18 protein-coding genes, 1 tRNA gene and 1 pseudogene are annotated in these 17,052 nt (G+C 58.1%); 5 read left to right on the forward strand and 15 right to left on the reverse strand.

From position 1 onward, the window contains the following. Positions 1 to 237 precede the first annotated feature (237 nt). The 10 genes from QMK51_RS02785 to QMK51_RS02830 form a co-directional block, all read right to left on the reverse strand. The gene (locus QMK51_RS02785; protein ID WP_320393115.1) at positions 238 to 2,070 is read right to left on the reverse strand and encodes a S9 family peptidase; all 1,833 of its coding nucleotides are present in this window, start codon (positions 2,068 to 2,070) and stop codon (positions 238 to 240) included. Then, complete coding sequence (gene pqqE, locus QMK51_RS02790; RefSeq protein ID WP_223487585.1) at positions 2,036 to 3,178, reverse strand: pyrroloquinoline quinone biosynthesis protein PqqE; 1,143 nt, start codon at positions 3,176 to 3,178, stop codon at positions 2,036 to 2,038. The genes QMK51_RS02785 and pqqE overlap by 35 nt, the downstream gene beginning before the upstream one ends. Positions 3,179 to 3,182: 4 nt before the next feature. Further along, positions 3,183 to 3,458, reverse strand: coding sequence for a pyrroloquinoline quinone biosynthesis peptide chaperone PqqD (pqqD, locus tag QMK51_RS02795; protein WP_320393116.1), 276 nt, complete (start codon positions 3,456 to 3,458; stop codon positions 3,183 to 3,185). Then, the gene (gene pqqC / locus QMK51_RS02800) at positions 3,455 to 4,207 is read right to left on the reverse strand and encodes a pyrroloquinoline-quinone synthase PqqC (protein WP_258698769.1); all 753 of its coding nucleotides are present in this window, start codon (positions 4,205 to 4,207) and stop codon (positions 3,455 to 3,457) included. The genes pqqD and pqqC overlap by 4 nt, the downstream gene beginning before the upstream one ends. A 131-nt stretch (positions 4,208 to 4,338) precedes the next feature. Continuing rightward, entirely contained in the window at positions 4,339 to 5,250 is a 912-nt protein-coding gene (gene pqqB, locus QMK51_RS02805) for a pyrroloquinoline quinone biosynthesis protein PqqB (RefSeq protein ID WP_320393117.1), read from the reverse strand. Positions 5,251 to 5,334: 84 nt separating this feature from the next. Further along, positions 5,335 to 5,409, reverse strand: coding sequence for a pyrroloquinoline quinone precursor peptide PqqA (gene pqqA, locus QMK51_RS02810; protein ID WP_009045898.1), 75 nt, complete (start codon positions 5,407 to 5,409; stop codon positions 5,335 to 5,337). 156 nt (positions 5,410 to 5,565) lie between these two features. Next, entirely contained in the window at positions 5,566 to 8,004 is a 2,439-nt protein-coding gene (pqqF, locus tag QMK51_RS02815) for a pyrroloquinoline quinone biosynthesis protein PqqF (RefSeq protein WP_320393118.1), read from the reverse strand. 38 nt (positions 8,005 to 8,042) lie between these two features. After that, complete coding sequence (locus tag QMK51_RS02820; protein ID WP_320393119.1) at positions 8,043 to 8,837, reverse strand: carbon-nitrogen hydrolase family protein; 795 nt, start codon at positions 8,835 to 8,837, stop codon at positions 8,043 to 8,045. Positions 8,838 to 8,849: 12 nt separating this feature from the next. Beyond that, positions 8,850 to 10,532 (reverse strand): NAD(P)/FAD-dependent oxidoreductase, encoded by a 1,683-nt coding sequence (locus QMK51_RS02825; protein WP_320393120.1) that lies wholly within the window; start codon positions 10,530 to 10,532, stop codon positions 8,850 to 8,852. A gap of 221 nt (positions 10,533 to 10,753) precedes the next feature. After that, positions 10,754 to 11,215: an Lrp/AsnC family transcriptional regulator gene (locus QMK51_RS02830; protein WP_320393121.1), complete on the reverse strand. Its 462-nt coding sequence runs from the start codon at positions 11,213 to 11,215 to the stop codon at positions 10,754 to 10,756. Between the two features lie 126 nt (positions 11,216 to 11,341). Between QMK51_RS02830 and QMK51_RS02835 the strand changes: the two genes are divergently transcribed. Further along, entirely contained in the window at positions 11,342 to 11,986 is a 645-nt protein-coding gene (locus QMK51_RS02835; RefSeq protein WP_320393122.1) for a peptidase M41, read from the forward strand. A gap of 98 nt (positions 11,987 to 12,084) precedes the next feature. Here the strand turns inward: QMK51_RS02835 and QMK51_RS02840 are convergent, their stop codons facing one another. From QMK51_RS02840 to QMK51_RS02850, 3 genes are all read right to left on the reverse strand, one after another. Further along, positions 12,085 to 12,894: a DUF3037 domain-containing protein gene (locus tag QMK51_RS02840; RefSeq protein ID WP_305410319.1), complete on the reverse strand. Its 810-nt coding sequence runs from the start codon at positions 12,892 to 12,894 to the stop codon at positions 12,085 to 12,087. Further along, positions 12,891 to 13,634, reverse strand: coding sequence for a HipA family kinase (locus QMK51_RS02845; RefSeq protein ID WP_258698777.1), 744 nt, complete (start codon positions 13,632 to 13,634; stop codon positions 12,891 to 12,893). The genes QMK51_RS02840 and QMK51_RS02845 overlap by 4 nt, the downstream gene beginning before the upstream one ends. Positions 13,635 to 13,916: 282 nt before the next feature. After that, positions 13,917 to 14,213, reverse strand: coding sequence for a DUF3077 domain-containing protein (locus QMK51_RS02850; RefSeq protein ID WP_320393123.1), 297 nt, complete (start codon positions 14,211 to 14,213; stop codon positions 13,917 to 13,919). 455 nt (positions 14,214 to 14,668) lie between these two features. On the opposite strand from QMK51_RS02850, the gene QMK51_RS02855 reads away from it, so the two are divergent. The 4 genes from QMK51_RS02855 to QMK51_RS02870 all read left to right on the forward strand — a co-directional run bounded on the left by QMK51_RS02855 (position 14,669) and on the right by QMK51_RS02870 (position 16,571). Next, positions 14,669 to 14,854 carry a hypothetical protein gene (locus tag QMK51_RS02855; protein WP_320393124.1) on the forward strand — a complete coding sequence of 62 codons (186 nt, stop codon included), beginning with the start codon at positions 14,669 to 14,671 and terminating at the stop codon, positions 14,852 to 14,854. A gap of 433 nt (positions 14,855 to 15,287) precedes the next feature. Continuing rightward, positions 15,288 to 15,521, forward strand: a complete 234-nt coding sequence (locus tag QMK51_RS02860) for a hypothetical protein (protein WP_320393125.1) — start codon at positions 15,288 to 15,290, stop codon at positions 15,519 to 15,521. Between the two features lie 142 nt (positions 15,522 to 15,663). Continuing rightward, positions 15,664 to 16,116 carry a glucosaminidase domain-containing protein gene (locus QMK51_RS02865; RefSeq protein WP_320393126.1) on the forward strand — a complete coding sequence of 151 codons (453 nt, stop codon included), beginning with the start codon at positions 15,664 to 15,666 and terminating at the stop codon, positions 16,114 to 16,116. Further along, the gene (locus QMK51_RS02870) at positions 16,113 to 16,571 is read left to right on the forward strand and encodes a hypothetical protein (RefSeq protein ID WP_258698781.1); all 459 of its coding nucleotides are present in this window, start codon (positions 16,113 to 16,115) and stop codon (positions 16,569 to 16,571) included. The genes QMK51_RS02865 and QMK51_RS02870 overlap by 4 nt, the downstream gene beginning before the upstream one ends. Positions 16,572 to 16,625: 54 nt before the next feature. On the opposite strand, the pseudogene QMK51_RS02875 reads toward QMK51_RS02870, so the two are convergent. Together QMK51_RS02875 and QMK51_RS02880 are read right to left on the reverse strand one after the other, a co-directional pair. Continuing rightward, positions 16,626 to 16,917 (reverse strand): annotated as a pseudogene (locus tag QMK51_RS02875) (site-specific integrase); the annotation flags it as partial. 57 nt (positions 16,918 to 16,974) lie between these two features. Next, positions 16,975 to 17,051 (reverse strand) — tRNA-Ile (locus QMK51_RS02880). Between the last annotated feature and the right edge of the window lies 1 nt (position 17,052).

Below are 17,052 nucleotides of genomic sequence, written 5' to 3' on the forward strand. Positions count from 1 at the left end.
TCTTTTGGCGTGGGGCTTTTTTTTGTCTTTATCACGGTGCTTGGAGAGGGGCGTGATCCGACTCCACATATTCCGGGGATCGTGCATGCGGTGTAGATCATCGCCAAGCGCTGAGTTTTTCAGCATCAGGTAGATCGCCATCGCGAGCAGGCTCGCTCCCACATTGGAATGCGTTTCCCTTGTGGGAGCGAGCCTGCTCGCGAATGGGGCGCCACATTTTTGTGCCGAGCGCAGACTTCAGTCCACCAACGCCATTACCCGCCGATAAAACAACCACTCCTGCTCCAGCGCATGGGCCTGATTGCCAGCCTTGCGAAAGCCATGGCGTTCGTCGGCGTAGTAATGGGCTTCGACCAGAATGCCGTTGTCCTGTAGCGCCTTGACCATATTGCGGGTCTGTTGCGGCACCACCACGGCGTCCAGTTCACCCTGAAAGAAGATCATCGGAACGCTGATGTTGTTCGCGTGCAGCAACGGCGTGCGTGCGGCGTAGCGTTCAGCGTCCTGTACCGGGTCGCCGATCAACCAGTCCAGATAATCGCCTTCGAACTTGTGGGTGACACGGCCCAGCGCGACAGGATCGCTGACGCCATACAGGCTGGCGCCTGCGCGAAAAACTTTGTGAAAGGCCAGGGCGCATAACGTGGTGTACCCACCGGCGCTGCCGCCACGGATAAACGCCTTGTTGCCGTCGATCAGTCCGCGTTCGGCCAGGTAACCGACCACCGCGCAGGCATCTTGCACATCCACCTCGCCCCAGCTCAAATGCAGCGCCTGGCGATAAGCGCGGCCGTAGCCGCTGCTGCCTCGGTAATTGAGGTCGGCCACGGCGAAGCCACGTTGTGCCCAATACTGGATTCGCGGGTCGAACATCGGGTAGCAGGCCGACGTCGGGCCGCCGTGGATGAACACCACCAAGGGCGGTTGCGTGTCGCCGGTCATCGCCGGGTAGAAGTACCCATGGGCCTCGCCCGAATCACTCGGATAGCGCAGGGTTTGCGGGCGGCTGATCTGTTCGGCGGGCAGCGGTGCAACGCCACCGGCGAGTGTCTTCACCTGCCGGGTTTTGCGGTCAATGGCAATCACCGCCGCCGAACTGAGCGGCGAAGCGGCGATGCAGTAGATGAACTGCTCATCCTGTGCGAGATGGCGGAAACGACTGTAGTCGCCCGTGAAATCGTCACAGGAACCCTCGCCGTGACGAAGCCCCAGTCGACCAAAACCGCCTTCGCTCCAACTCGCCAGATAAGTGTTGTCGCTCAACGGCAACCAAGTGCAACCACCCAGTTGCCAAGGTGCCGGTCCATGGTCGGCAGCAGCACTCGGGAGTGGGCTCAGACCGTTGGCCGATTCCACCCACGGCTGCCAGAAACCGCCGCGATCGGTCAGGCAAAACAGACGGCCGCTGTCATCGAATCTCGGTTGTTGCAGTGACTCCTGAGCATCGTCGCCGGCCACACAGCGTGGTTGCGCAAAGGTGTGATCGCTCTGGCGTTCGGCAACCATCAGGCGAGTCGCGGTCCAGGGCTGATGCGGGCGGTTCCACTCGATCCAGGCCAGCCGCCGACCGTCAGGACTCAGGGTCGGTGCCGCGTAGAAATCGGCACCCTCGGCCAGCAGATGGCGTCTGCCGTCAGCCAGATCGATAGCCACCAGGCGATGTCGATCGCGGTTCTCTTCAACCGCCAGCACCTGCCCGTTGGCGAATTGCAGATCGCCATAACGGCATTCACTTGAAGTCAGCACCTCAGGCGTCTCATCTGTCAGCGATTGCCGATACAGCTGCTGATCGGCCTCGTTGACGAAAACCAGCCCGTCGTCGGTCAGGCAAAATGCACCGCCGCCATATTCGTACACCCGGCTGCGCACACTGAAGGTGGGCGGTGTCAGGCAATGAGCCTGGCCGTCGCTCCACTGCCAGATTCGGCAGGCGGCGTCCTCGGGGCGGTATTCGTTCCAGAACAGGCCATGCTTGCCGATTTGCAACTCGGCGAAATCGATGCCGGCCGCGACAGCCCTGGCGGCGCTTAAGGGTTCAGCTTTTGGCGATGAGGCGTGAGTTTCGTTCATTGCGAAAGGCCAGTTGTTCGATGGTCTGGGTCGCGTGCTCGGCTTCTTCGCGGGCCTTGAGAATCACGCCGTGATGTTCCGACTTGCTGCACACCGGGTCGGCATTGCTCGCGTCACCCGTGAGCATGAATGCTTGGCAACGACAGCCGCCGAAGTCTTTTTCCTTCTCGTCGCAGGAACGGCACGGCTCGGGCATCCAGTCGTAACCGCGAAAGCGGTTGAAGCCGAACGAGTCGTACCAGATGTGCTGCATGCTGTGGTCGCGCACGTTGGGAAACTGCACCGGCAGTTGTCGGGCGCCGTGACAGGGTAGGGCGGTTCCGTCCGGTGTGACCGTCAGAAAAATACTGCCCCAGCCGTTCATGCAGGCTTTCGGGCGTTCTTCGTAATAGTCCGGCGTGACGAAAATCAGCTTGCAGGGATGCCCTTCGGCTTCAAGTTTTGCGCGGTATTCATTGGTGATGCGTTCAGCGCGAACCAGTTGTTCCTTGGTCGGCAACAGGCCGACCCGATTGAGCTGCGCCCAACCATAGAACTGGCACGTCGCGAGTTCGACGAAGTCCGCTTCAAGGGCGATGCACAGCTCGATGATCCGGTCGATCTTGTCGATGTTGTGCCGATGGGTGACGAAGTTCAGCACCATCGGATAACCGTGCGCCTTCACCGCGCGGGCCATTTCGAGTTTTTGCGCGAAAGCCTTTTTTGAGCCGGCCAAGAGGTTGTTCACCTGCTCGTCGCTGGCCTGAAAACTGATCTGGATGTGGTCCAGTCCGGCCTTCTTGAAGTCGCTGATTTTCTGTTCGGTGAGGCCGATACCGGAGGTGATCAGGTTGGTGTAGAAACCCAGCTTGCGCGCCTCGGCAATCAGCTCGGCGAGGTCCTGGCGCACCAGCGGCTCACCGCCGGAAAAACCCAACTGCGCCGCGCCCATCTCCCGGGCTTCGCGAAAGACTTTGATCCACTGCTCGGTGGACAACTCTTTGCCCTGCTCGGCGAAATCCAGCGGATTGGAGCAGTACGGGCATTGCAGCGGACAGCGATAGGTCAGCTCGGCCAGCAACCACAGTGGCAGGCCGATTTCAGGCTTGGGCGGTAACTTGTCTGACACGGAATCAGGCAAGTTCGATCCAGTGCTGAGCACGGGCGACCTCCATGAATTGTTCGATGTCGTCACCGAGCTCAGGCACGTCGGGAAACTGCGCGCCCAGTTCGGCGATGATTGCCGCGACATCCCGCTGACCATCAATCAAACCGCCGATCAGCGCGGCGCTGTCGTTGAGTTTGATCATGCCTTCCGGGTAGAGCAGCACATGGCCTTTTTGCGCCGGTTCGTACTGGAAGCGATAACCGGTGCGCCATGTCGGGATTTTGCTGCGATCGAAACTCATAAGGTGATTCCTTTGTGCCAGACCCGCTGCCCGGTCACGCTGTGGTACGGCGGGCGGTTCAGTTCGTAGGCCATGCTCATGGCATCGAGCATGCTCCAAAGAATGTCCAGTTTGAACTGGAGAATTTCCAGCATGCGCTCCTGGCCTTCTCGCGTGGTGTAGTGCTGCAACGTGATCGCCAGACCGTGCTCCACATCCCGGCGCGCTTGCCCCAGACGCGTGCGGAAATATTCGTAACCGGCCGGGTCGATCCACGGGTAATGCTGCGGCCAGCTGTCGAGACGCGATTGGTGGATCTGCGGCGCGAACAACTCGGTCAGCGAACTGCTGGCGGCTTCCTGCCAACAGGCCCGGCGGGCGAAGTTGACGTAGGCGTCCACGGCGAACCGAACGCCAGGCAGTACCAGTTCCTGAGAACGCAGCTGATCCGGGTCGAGGCCGACCGCTTGCCCTAGACGCAACCAGGCTTCGATACCGCCGTCTTCGCCAGGGGCACCGTCATGGTCCAGCAGGCGCTGAATCCACTCGCGACGAATCTCGCGGTCCGGGCAGTTGGCCAGGATAGCGGCGTCCTTGAGCGGGATGTTCACCTGGTAATAGAAACGGTTGGCGACCCAACCCTGAATCTGCTCGCGGGTTGCCCGGCCTTCATACATCGCCACGTGATACGGGTGATAGATATGGTAGTAGGCACCCTTGGCGCGCAGGGCCGCTTCGAATTCGGTGGGGGACATTGCGGTGTCAGTCATTGCGGTTCTCCGGGGGAACAACCGGTGGATTCTTTGGTGTCTGGTCGGACGTCTTCGCGGGCAAGCCTCGCTCCTACAAGGGGTAGCGCTATCTCTGTAGGAGCGAGGCTTGCTCGCGAAGAGGCCATCCGCTACAAAACAATACTCATGCCGTCATACGCCACTTCAACCTCGCGCCGAACCAACTCCGCACGCTCCGGCGAATCCTCGTCGAGAATCGGGTTGGTGTTGTTGATGTGGATAAGCACTTTGCGCTGTTTGGGCAACTGTTCCAGCACTTCGAGCATGCCGCCGGGGCCGTTCTGCGCCAAGTGGCCCATCTCCCGGCCGGTACGCGTGCCGACGCCACGACGCTGCATTTCGTCGTCGTCCCACATCGTGCCATCCACCAACAGACAATCGCTGCTGGCCATGATCTTCATCAGTGCTGCGTCGACCTTGCCCAGGCCCGGTGCATAGAACAGTTTGCCGCCGGTGCTCAGGTCTTCGACGATCAGGCCGATGTTGTCGCCCGGGTGCGGGTCAAAGCGATGTGGCGAGTACGGCGGGGCGGCACTACGCAGGGGCAGCGGGGTGAAGCGCAGGTTGGGGCAGGCCGGGACGGTGAAGCTCTGATCGAGTTCGATACGGTTCCAGTTCAACCCGCCGTTCCAGTGGGTCAGCATGGTGAACAACGGAAAACCGGTGCTTAGGTCTTCGTGGACCATGTCGGTGCACCAGACCTGATGCGGGCAGCCTTCGCGCAGGCTGAGCAGGCCGGTGGTGTGGTCGATCTGGCTGTCCATCAGGATGATTGCGCTGATGCCGGTATCACGCAGCGCGCGGCCCGGCTGCATTGGCGCGAAACTCTGGAGCTGGGCGCGGATGTCCGGCGAAGCATTGCACAGTACCCAGTTCACACCGTCATCGGAAATCGCGATGGACGACTGGGTACGTGCCTCGGCCCGCAGGCTGCCGTCGCGAAAACCTGCGCAGTTCACGCAGTTGCAGTTCCACTGAGGGAAACCGCCGCCGGCGGCGGAACCTAGAATCTGGACAAACATGGCCGCTCCATCATTGAAAACTGAAAATAAAAACGCCCCGGCGAGCCGAGGCGTAGCACTGCATTCTCTACCAGACGGCAGAGCTTAGCGGCTTGCGAAGTACATGGTGACTTCGAAGCCGATACGCAGGTCGGTGTAAGCAGGTTTGGACCAGGACATAGAAGCGCTCCTTCAGGTGGATGGGACAGTCGAGACCTATACATATAGTCCACCTCCAGTCGGAGATGTTCAGATAGTTAGGCGGCTATGTTACTCAAAATTACACAGCGATTGGCCACGAATCTTTGAGAAAGCTAATTGCAGCGCCGGTAATGATCATTTTGCCACTTGCCAAAGCGTAGACGGGCACGGTCCGCTGGCCAGACAGCGCCATCCACCGTCGGCCCGATTCAGTCGTTGTGCCGCCGCCAGCAAGGCTTCACGGTCGATCATCAGAATCGCCTGAGGCAGATGTTTCAGGTAATCCGACGAGTGGCCGGCCAGTTTGCCCTGCCAGAGCAGTTCGGCGGCTTGGGCGTTGGGCAGGGCCGTGCTGTCGAATTGATTGGCCAGGGCTTGGCGCTGAGCGATGAAAGTCGCGTCATCGATGCTTTCGATCATCCCTTCCAGCTTGCTGAGGAACTGTTCGATGTGCTCCAGCAAATCCAGAGGCGCGACGCTCGGTGATTGCACGCCGAATAGCAGCCCGGTCTGACCGTTTAACTGGCGTAGTCCGCTGAATACCGCGTAACCGAGCTGCAGCTCCACCCGCAGGCGCTGGTAGAACGGCGTCTGGCATACGTGTGCGAGCAAACGCCAGGCGGCCTCATCGGCGATGTCATGGGTTGCTGTCGGACAAAAGAGCAGCAGCGCGTGTTCGCTGGATTCGGTGGCGACGGTACTCCAGAGACGCTGCGAGCGAATCGACGGAGACGGCGTCAATTGACTGTCCGCCGTGCCGGGAATACGACTCAAGGCTAGCCCCATCGCGGCTTGTGTCTGGGCTGACAGGCCTGCCGCCAGGCCATCCCAGCGTGCGCTCGAGCAGAGTTGCTGTAGGTCATCTGAGGCTGCGGTGTGCTCAAGGCATAGATCGGGCAATGCCTTGAGCAGCTGTCGAATCGGCATCAACGCAATGACTGTCGGTTCTTCCTGTAAGAAGCGGGCATCAGGGTTTGTCAGTTCTTTCAGCGCATGTTCGAGGACTGTCGGCATCGGTTCCTGCAGGCCCGTCATCTTCAGCAGCCATTCATTGCCCGAAGCGCTGAAGGAAAAGTCGACACCGGCCTGACGCGCATCTTCGCGCAGCATCCGCAGGCTGTTTTCCAGATTCGACTGAAGGCGGCTGTGAGGTGCGAACTCCAGGCGCCAGCGCAGATAAACCGCACCTTCATCCGTGTTATCCGGCAACGCCTGACTGAACTGCATCGGCGATCGTTCGCGGCGACTGCGTGAGCGATCCTGGGCAAAAGTCCGCAGGCCGCGATGGGCGCTGGTCTGGCCGCGAATCAATCCGGCATTCGAGGCTGGAGTCTCGGCGCGCAAAAACGGGTTGGGTGTCGGTAGTTGCCACTGGCCGGTGAAGTTATCCACAGCACCGATTTGTTTCAGGATTGCCTTGAGGGCAACGACGCCCTGTTTGGATAACCCCAATTCAAGTTGCCCGCTGTCCCGTTGGGCCAGTTGCAAGGCGCTGCTGACTTGCTGCTGGCGCTGTAGCAGAACTGCATACTCTTCGCGTAGCTCGGTCCAATCCTGGCGGGAGGCAAAAAAAACCAGCCAATCCAGAAGCCGTTCGCGGATCATGCTGGCCGGTTGCGTGGTGTTGGCGGGCCGTGTGAATTCGATGTGCAGCAGGGCTTGCCCGGCGTAGTGATAGAGCGGCGCGGCTTTCAGGGTGTCCGCCAGACCGGAGTCTCGTAGCTGTGCCAACAGGCCGCCGGGTTTTGCGGCGTTCAACCAATGGCACAGGAACGCCAGCGCTTCGGGCGATGAGTCGGGCAGCGCTTCGAAGGTGAACAGCAAATCCAGCCGACGCGCTCCAGCCTGTTGATAACTATTGTCTGAAGAATCCATCAACAGGGTGGGATTTGTCTGAGAGATTTTTTCGCCGGGGGTAATAGCAGCGGCAAACGCCTGAGCCATCTCTTTCAATTCATCGAGACTCTGTGGCCCGGCCAAACTCAGCGTCATTTGTCCGGTCTGGTAAAACTGCTGATAGAAGTCCTTCAATGCTTGCTGAAATTCGAGTTGTGGCACCGGCAGGCTGTAGCGGTTTCCAGCATGAAATGCCCGCAATGGGTGAGCTGCCGACAGTCCATCAAACAATGCAAATTGTTGCTGGGCTGTCGCATCCCGCGACCAGGCGACAAATTCGGCGTGCAGCACTTCCCGTTCCCGTCGCTGATCGTCCGGATTCATACGCGGATGAGCGAGCATGTCTGACAGACGCTCCAGCCCATCCCTAAACGCCTGAGACGGCAGCTCGAAAAAGAAGTCCGTCGTACGTTCGCTGGTGCGCGCATTCACCTGCCCGCCATGACCTTGTACGTAGGCCATCAGCCCTTGCTCTGCGGGAAAGCGCTCTGTACCCAGGAACAGCAAATGCTCAAGAAAGTGCGCCAGCCCCGGCCAGGCCAATGGCACGTCGTGACTGCCGGCAGCGACCCGCAACGTGGCGGCGCAGCGCTTCAATTCCGGAGCATGACGCAGCGTCACCCGCAGGCCGTTGGCGAGGGTTTCAGTGTGGAGGCGAGGGTGATTCGGCGCAGGCATGAGCACTTCCAGAGCAGAGAAGCGCTCATGCTAGCGGATTAGGCCTTGTTCAGCTCGCCGTATAGCTCGGGACGGCGATCGAGGAAGTAGCGATTGGCGGCGCGGGAATCGATCATCAGCTGACGATCCAGTTCACCGACAATCAGCGCTTCATCAAGTCCGGCCTGGGCGATGCGGCTGCCATCCGGCGCGGCGATGCTGCTCTGGCCGCAATACTGGATATCGCCTTCGTGCCCGCAGTAGTTGGCGTAAGCCACATAACACTGGTTTTCGAAGGCGCGTGCGCGGACGGTGACGTCGGCGATGAAATCGTAGGGAATCATGTTCGCCGTCGGCACCAGAATCAGTTCGGCACCGGCCAAGGCCAGGCGCCGGGCGTTTTCCGGGAACTCCAGGTCGTAGCAGATCAAAAAGCCAAGCTTCCAGCCGTTGAGTTCAACCAGCGGAAACTCATCCGGCCCGGGGCTGAACATCGAGTGATCGAGGTCGCCGAACAAGTGAGTCTTGCGGTAGTTGCACAACCGTTCGCCCTTGGCGTCGATCAACTGCACGGCGTTGTAGATCTGCCCGTCTTCGGTACGCTCCGGGTAGCCATACAAAATGGCGATCCCCGTCGCTTTGGCAATGCGCGCGATGTGCTGCGCCGATTCACCGTTGTGCACCTCCGCCAGCACGCTGACTGCATCGGCGCCGATGTTGTAGCCGGTCAGGAACATCTCCGGCAGCACCAGCAAGTCTGCGCCCTTGGCCTCCAGCGCCAGTTGATGCAGGCGTTGCAGATTACCTGCGACATCCAGGGGCAGCGGTGGACATTGGTAAAGGGCTACGCGCATTTCGGATTCCTCTTACTCGGGCAGGGCGATCGGACCGATCTCGTTGAACACATCTCCTGGACCCGGGTTTTCGGCGTGAGTTTCACCGCCGAAGTGTTTCATGATGCCCCACACCGCGTTGAGCGACGTCTGCACCGCGCCTTCGACCCAGGCCGGTGTCCACGAAACGTCGTCGCCGGCGATGAAAATCCCGCGCTGCTCGGGCGGCATGTCGTCCTGCATGAAGTGCGCGTACATGCGCTGATTGTAGCGATAGTGGCCGGGCAGGGCGCCTTTGAAGGCCCCGAGGAAATGCGGGTCGGCTTCCCACGACACGGTGATCGGATCGCCGATGATCCGCGCGGCGATGTCGACTTTCGGGTAGATCTTCTTCAACGCATCCAGCGCCAGCTTCACGCGCTTTTCCACTGGCTGCGGAAGCATTTTCAGCGCGTCGCTCATCCACGAGTACGACAGGCAAATCACGCCGGGCTTGTCGTCGCCGTTATCGAATAGGTAGGTGCCACGGGTCAGGCGGTCGGTGAGGGTCATGCTCATCAGGTCGCGGCCGGTTTCCGGGTCCTTGTCCTTCCAGAATGGGCGATCGACCATCACGAAAGTCTTCGACGACTGCATGTAGCGGGTGCGGTCCAGAGCCATCCACATCTTTTGCGAGAACAGGGTTTCGTCGCATTCGATCTGGGTGGTCAGCAACCAGCTCTGGCAAGTGGTCAGCACCGCTGCGTATTCACGGGTGTCGCCCCAGTTGTCGGTGACGGCAAAGCGGCCGTCTGCCGCGTGGGCAATTTTCTTCACGCCGGTACGCGGCGCGCCGTTGTGCAGCGAGCTGAGGCTGGTGCCTTCAGGCCAGTGCACGCAACGCTCCGGCACATGGCGCCAGATTCCCTGTGGCACTTGTTCCACGCCGCCGACCACCAGGTGTTGGTGATCGTCGCAGTTGGTCATCACCACGCGGAAGATTTCCAGCATCGAGTTGGGGAAGTCCGAATCCCAGCCGCCGGTGCCGAAACCGACCTGGCCGAACACTTCGCGGTGATGGAACGAGAGCTTGGCGAAGGCTTTGGAGGTGGCGACGAAGTCGTAGAAGGTGCGGTCGTCCCACAGCGGCACCAAGGTGTTCCACAACTCCTTGAGGCGCGGTACGTCGCGGTCGCGAATGGCTTGCTGGATCTCGCCGAAACGCGAACCGTCTTCCAGGGCATCGGCCCAGGCATCAGCGACTTCCTGGAACAGTGCAGGAAGATCCGCCAGTTTCTGTGCGTAATGGGTTTTGCCTTCCAGATCGATCACCGTGCTGCCAGACGCGGGGGTCAGCGGGTTCGGGAAAGGCTTGGTCTCGAGGCCGAGCTTGTCGACATAGTGATAAAACGCCGTGGATGACACTGGAAAACGCATACCGCCGAGTTCGGCGATGATGCCGTCGGCGCCGTTGAACGCCTGGGAGCGCAAACGACCGCCCATCTTCGAGGCTTCGTAGACGACGGGTTTGAGGCCCAGCTTCATCAATTCGTAGGCGGCCACCAGGCCTGCAATGCCAGCCCCGACAATCGCCACCTCGGCGCCGTGATGGTGCGCCGGAATGCTGCCCAGCCCGGCCGGGTGCTCGATCCAGTCGTCGAAGGCGAAAGGAAAGTCCGGGCCGAAAACGGTGACCGGTTTTTTACCGTCTGCAGGATGGCGATTGTTCTTGTTCATGGCTGACCTTGCTGGCGACCCGACGCAGGATGCGCGTCTGAGTATAGGAAAAGATGGCAGCCATTCTAGAGAGCGTAGAACACGTTAATAAGACGCAAAGTGTCGTCGTTTTGCTAATTGTATGAGCAATGTGACGATACATCGCTACACACTGCTCGGTGTGGGAGCGAGCCTGCTCGCGATGAGGCCCGATCAGACAATCAAGAGTTATCGGTTGAAACTCAAACCGGCTGCCCCCGATCAATCTTGCTACTCAAGATGATCGACGTCGTCGTCTTCTCCACCCCATCCACACTGCCAATCTGATCCAGCAACTGATCCAGCTGCTCTGGCGAATCGGTGCGCAACCACGCCACATAGTCAAACTCGCCACTCACCGCGCACAGTTGCTGCACCTGAGCCATCGCGCTGAGCCGACGCAACACCTCCTTGCCGGACCTCGGTTGCACCGTAATCCCCACGTACGCCTGCAACCCGCCATCTATCACGCGCTGACCCAGGCGCACACCGTAACCGGTGATCACCCTGGCCTTTTCCAGCCGCGCCAGGCGCGAAGTGACGGTCGTGCGGGCAATCCCCAATTGCCGGGCGAGCATGGCCACGCTTTCACGGGCATTGATCTGCAAGGCCGCGATCAATTGGCGGTCGATTTCGTCGAGAACGGGCGGGCGAGTGTCAGGCAAAGGTCGTCTCCAGCGGCACAGAGCAAGGGCCAAGCATGTTACAGGCACTCCACCTCAATTGGATGGACACAAACGGTCACTCGTAGTCGAATGCGCAACCAGGGACTGTGAAGCGAGAGGATCGAAATGAAGAGCATGCCTGCTGCTCTGCGAGACTATGCACTGCAGATTGCGAATCACGAAATGGCGCACTACGTCGTAGCCCGAGCCCTGGGCTTTGAAACCGGTGATGTGACCCTGAAAGTCACCATGGCCTTGACGCACCATGGTGGGAGCTCCATTACCTTGACGCGGTCAATTTCGTCGATCGAAGCCATGAAGGAACATTTGGAAGCCCGGATGATGGTCCTCCTCGCCGGAGCGATGGGGCAGACATTACCTCCAAAGCATTCGCCCGAGAAACACGTCGATGAGCCGAAAGCGGGAGCCATCCTGAAAGGAGAGTTTGGAGCGGAACAGGATTACGCAAAAATAAGAGAGTTGCGGTACCTGCTTCGAAATATCTCCTACCCCGATACGGATCCAGCGTCGTCCGAGAGCATCATTGCTGAGCTGACAGAAATTAATGATCGCTTGTGGTTGCGCACTCAAAAAATCGTAGAGGCATTGGCCGATACGATTACTGGATTGGCAGGGCTTCTGGTAGAGCGCATGGTCATCGCGGAGCAGTGGGGTAGGCCGGCGGATACGTATGAGGTTGTGTTGACGGGGGAAATGCTTGAGCGGTCGCAGCCGGTGCAGGCCATTCCCGCGTTGAGTGTTTGGGCGTAAACACCCAGAACGCCGTCGGATGCGTTTCGGGCAGGTCGCGGTGCAAGCACCTTCACCACATCATCAATCGCCGCTTTGCCTATCGCCGCCAGATGAGACTACTGAGCGTAGTTCTGCGCGAAAGCGGCAATTGCCTGCGTAGCCTGGAAGTCGACCAACTGCAGACCGCGCTCCTGGATGCTGGTCTTGGCAAGCTGCACCGCTTTACGGTGGCGGGGCGATTCATTCTCGGCGGGAGTGCTGACAGGGATTAGTACGTTTTTTAGTTGAATAATCCCTTCTTGTTCGGCGCGTACGAACTTCATCAGCCACTGATCGCAGTGGTCGAGTATCGCGCTTGGTTCGGCCTGATCAAAAGCCAATGGTTTGATAGCGGCCACTACCTCGTTTCGGTGAACCAAGGGCAGGTGCAGTTTGGTCAAGTCGCCGATCAGGGTGTCATCACGGAAATTGCGGATCGATGCTTCCGAGAACATGGTTCGAATTTCTCGAACCATGAGCTCTTCGCGACGATCACGCCCTATGCCTTGGCGTTCGATATAGCGGCTATATAGCGTTCCGAGGGCCGCGTCGAAGTTTTCCACCAATATTGAGCGCATGGGGCTAAAGCGAATCAGTGACTCCTTCGGCTCGGTCAGGAAACGAAAGTGGTTAACGATCTGCGACTCTTGGGCTTCTGTTGTCATGAGGCGAACGTTATCCAATTCATTCTGGGCAATTTCCATGGCCTTGGCGAATAGGTTGCTGCACTCGAAGAAATGATTGACCCGTTTCAGGTTTTTACGGGCGAGCCTGTACTCCATGCGCCCTATGGCTGGAGCCGAGAGAACGATGCCGACATTGGCAAATTCTTCGGTTTCGGCAAAAGGCGCGAAGCGCACGATGCTGTAAAGGCAGGTGTATTTCATTGCAGGACGCTCCAGAATTCGTCCGATTGGCAGAGCATCAGGTTGCTTTTGATTTCTTCGAGCAGAATGTCGAGCCCCGGTTTGCCGATGGATTCACACCATTCATCGGGAATGTCCAAGCATAGGTCACGAAACCGCATAGCAGTGTCGTGCATCCGCTGGCCGTATTCAACTTTGTCGACCAGATCCAGCTGCCATGTCCGATTGCTTGGGCCAAACACATGGCTTTGTGCGAATTTTTGAGCATCCAGCGGCCATTTGAACGCTTGATTGTGATCGATCAGCTGCAGCTGATTGTCGAGGCCGCACATCAGTAGGTTGGGTCGGCCGCCGAATGGCCCTAACTGACGATCACCGTTACCTACCCAGTAATCAAAGATGAAGACGGCTTTTTGCAGGTCGCTTGGAACCTGCTGTACTTGCGAATACAACATATCTGCAGCGTCCGCGACATAGGCTAGGGCGTAGCTATCTCCAGGCCCAAGATCGTTTCGTGCTTCCAGGTTGTAGCGCAGTAGGGCTGGGTCAATATAGATATAGCCATGCTCGGGGATCGGTAAGCCGAATTGAGCTGCCAGTCGGGCGCAGAGCAGCTCGGCAATCCGCTCGGTGGGCGGTAATTCCAATCCCTTGGCCACATAGTGCTTGTCATTGCTGGCTCGGCACAGAAAGGGGCGCGTGATGCCTCCCTCCAGTCGCCGGATGATCTCAACCGCTTCGATGTAGTTACCCACGGCCATTACCGGTTCCCTTATAAATCAGCTTGCCAGACGATACTGGTCTACATTGTGCTGCACCACGCCCCGCAATGTTTTTTTAGGAGAATTGCGTAGGTAAGATCCGTACGTGAAATCGGTAACACATTCGGAATACTCTGCTGCATTTACAAGAAGCCCTGATGCGAAAGCATCGGGGCTTTTTGTTGTCTCTCAAACGGATTTGCCCGCGTTAACATTTTTAGGATCTAGCGCACCCAGGGCTTTGTACCGCATGCACCGGTGTATTTCACAGCTTATCAACCGCTATTCCTCGGACTCCGTCGCCGTCCGGACAGGTCGCGGTGTCAGCACCTTCACCACATCATCAATCACCGCTTTGCTCATCGCCGTCAGGTAGTGTGCGGCCCACGCGTGGCGGTCGGTGTCTTTTGCGTAGGCTGCGTCTTCGGCAAATGATTTGGCGAGGGATAGCAGGTCGGAAGCTTGAGTCAATGCGTCGACGATGGGGACGCCAGCACTGACGTGAAACAGTGGCTGATCCGAGTGGTATATGAGCGGCGTGAAGCCGATGGTTTTCAGTTCTGCGGTTGTTTTGCTCATTGTTGCGCTCCTTAACTCGAGGAGCTGCCGCATTCGTTACCACACGAATGGGTGGCAGCTGTACGCAGGGTGGTAAACCGGGAGTCAAGGAACCGGCAGACCCGAAGGTCTCCTACGCACAGCCGCCATAACACAGGATTGCAGGCGTAAAAAACGCCTGAAGTCGTGATGGGGGCGCTGTTGCGCTTAGCCTCGCCGGGTTACCACACCCAATCGCTACATTGGCAGCGACGTCCGGAGAGTATCCCGTCGAAGAAAAGCCCAACAAGGCGGCAAAGTGCCCAAATGCGCCCATTACGCAATTCTCGGAGTTTGCCTACAACCTTGGCGGGCGTCATCCGATAACCCACCGTCCGCGCAAAATATAACCTGGACGGCAGACAGGAAAAATGACGCACGACCCGCCTCGGAGCAGTGCACAAGGCGCGACCCGAGCTCCGACAGGGTGACGCAGTATGTCCATACCTCCCACAACTCAAGCCAATATTGAGCAGTTGCACCGAGACATGGTCGCCTTGGCCGAAGACATGCGTATCCCGGCCCCCACCGTGACCCGAGCGATCCTGTTGCCGTTTGGACTCGGCGCTGCGCTGGCTCTGGTGGCTTTTGTTGTCGTCGCCTTAGTGGCTCGGTTGGTCTGATCTCTTTGCCCAAACGTCAATCTCAGAAAGCAAAAAGCCGCGTATTTACGCGGCTTTTTTGTTTGGTGGGCCCACACGGACTTGAACCGTGGACCAAAGGATTATGAGTTGCCGGGCGAGTTGCTATGCCTAGAGAAATCGTTCGTAGGTGAACGTTAGGTTGGCATAGCTGGAGGCCTTGTATTTCGTGGGTTTGAACGTAATTGGGGGGAGGTTATCCAAGCTACTCAGTGTACCGTGGATGTACTGATTCGTGCCTGGTGTGAGCTCATCTGGAAGATTTCACTCGGCATTGTCGCAAATCTTATGCCGCCCGAATTGAGTACTGTGAGCAATGGCCTGTTTGTAGGTCATATCGCAGGCGTCAGCGGCGGCACAGGCCCTCAGCACTCCGGATCGTCCATGATCATCAAGAATCAAGGCGGATAAGACCATGAACGAATATGGCCTTTACGCCGTGGCTTACGCGGTGTTCCTGCTATTGTTCTTCTCTCTGAAATCCTACCGCATCAGAAAATGGCTGGGCATCGCCCTGGTCGCTCTGGGGTTTGCGAGTATTTTATGCTGCCGCCTTTCATCGCTGGCTTCGATCCGGGTATCGCATTCAACCAATGCTGTCGGCATCGGGGCTACGCTGTTTTTTAGTCGGGCGCGGTATGCGGCGTGAGCCACGCGCTCGCTGAGCGCCACGATAGGGGGCTTACCCTGCCTTATGTGCCAGAGGTCGCCCGCATACTGATTGCCATGGCCCCGGCCTGCGGCTCCCTCGATTCTGAGACCATCTACACCTAAAAAGGAATTTCAATATCATGAGTTACTGCAACATCTTGACTGCCGTGCAGTTCGTTCAAAGGTACAGCAATGACTGTGCCGTGTTGGCAAAAATGCTGAACGTACCGGTTGAAAATGTACTTGGCTTGGCGGCGCATGAAAGCCAACATGGCATAGGGCGCATTGCTGTGGAAGACAATAACTATTTTTCGATGCACGCGCCTGCACCGCTTCAGATTGGAGAGGATGTGGCAAGGAAAGACCCCCACGTCAGAGTCGCCAAATTCTCATCATTTCTTCAGTCTGGCCAATCTTTTGTTGCGCGGTACGGCCAGGCTGTCAAAGGCAAGGCCGATCCGAGGGAGTTCGCTCAAGCCCTTGTCCGAGTGCATTTCAATACGGGAAACCCTAAAACGGGCGGAGCTGCAAACTATGCACAGAAGGTTGTCGACGCGATTGCTATGGTGAAATTACGAATGGTATGCCAATGAAGCACCTTTTATTTGGCGTAATTATTGCGCTGGCCTCGGCGGTGGCAGCGGCTGGAACGCTTCCTTTTGGAGCCGACGATGTTGCGCTGAGCGGTTTGACAACGGAGCAGGCGAAGAAGGTACTTATTGTTGTGCTGAAGCACGAGAAGTACCGTTTGTCAGACAAGGGCATGTTTATTGACGATAACCTTCTGCCTCCAAGCGGCAAACCTGATCGTCCAGGGTATATCGATTTTTCTCTTTCCTGGGATAACCCGAAGGCAGGAGCAACAGCCTATCTTGGTTATTACTCGGTAAACATCAAAACCGGGGACGTGTGGGAGGTTGAAAGTTGCATTCATTACCGGTTCGCATCGTTGCGTGCGTTACAGCGCAAAATCGTTCAACGCACCGGGACACCTTTGGCTAATGAGGATGTTGCACGTAGCGAAGTTGGCTGTCCTGCAACAAAGTAAAGGCTTCATCAATCCGCAGCAGAGCGGTGACCAGATCGGGTTGTGCCAAAGCAGACTCATACGGCGGTCTCTGTCGCCGCCGGGGCTTTGGGGTTGCGATTGTTCAACACTGGGTTGAATGTCAGTCCCCACTCTTGAATGGTCACCGTGTAGGGGGGGCTCAAAAGGGCCAGTTCCAAGCGCACGGTATGTTGTTGATGTTTCCGTCGTGCCCTGGCTCCCTCAAGCGCTTGTCGCGGTAGCCAGCGATGATCTCCGCGGAGAGGGAGTATTTGCCCAGGTGCTCGAAGAGATTCTGGACTTTGGACATTTCACCACGCAGCGTGGCGGGTTTTTGGTGTGGGCTGTATCAGAGGTGGTAGATCCAAAAACACGAAAGCCGCGCAATGCGCGGCTTTGAGTATGGTGGGCCCACACGGACTTGAACCGTGGACCAAAGGATTATGAGTCCTCTGCTCTAACCAACTGAGCTATAGGCCCT

It is taken from the genome of Pseudomonas sp. P9_31 (genome assembly GCF_034008235.1).
GTDB lineage: Bacteria > Pseudomonadota > Gammaproteobacteria > Pseudomonadales > Pseudomonadaceae > Aquipseudomonas.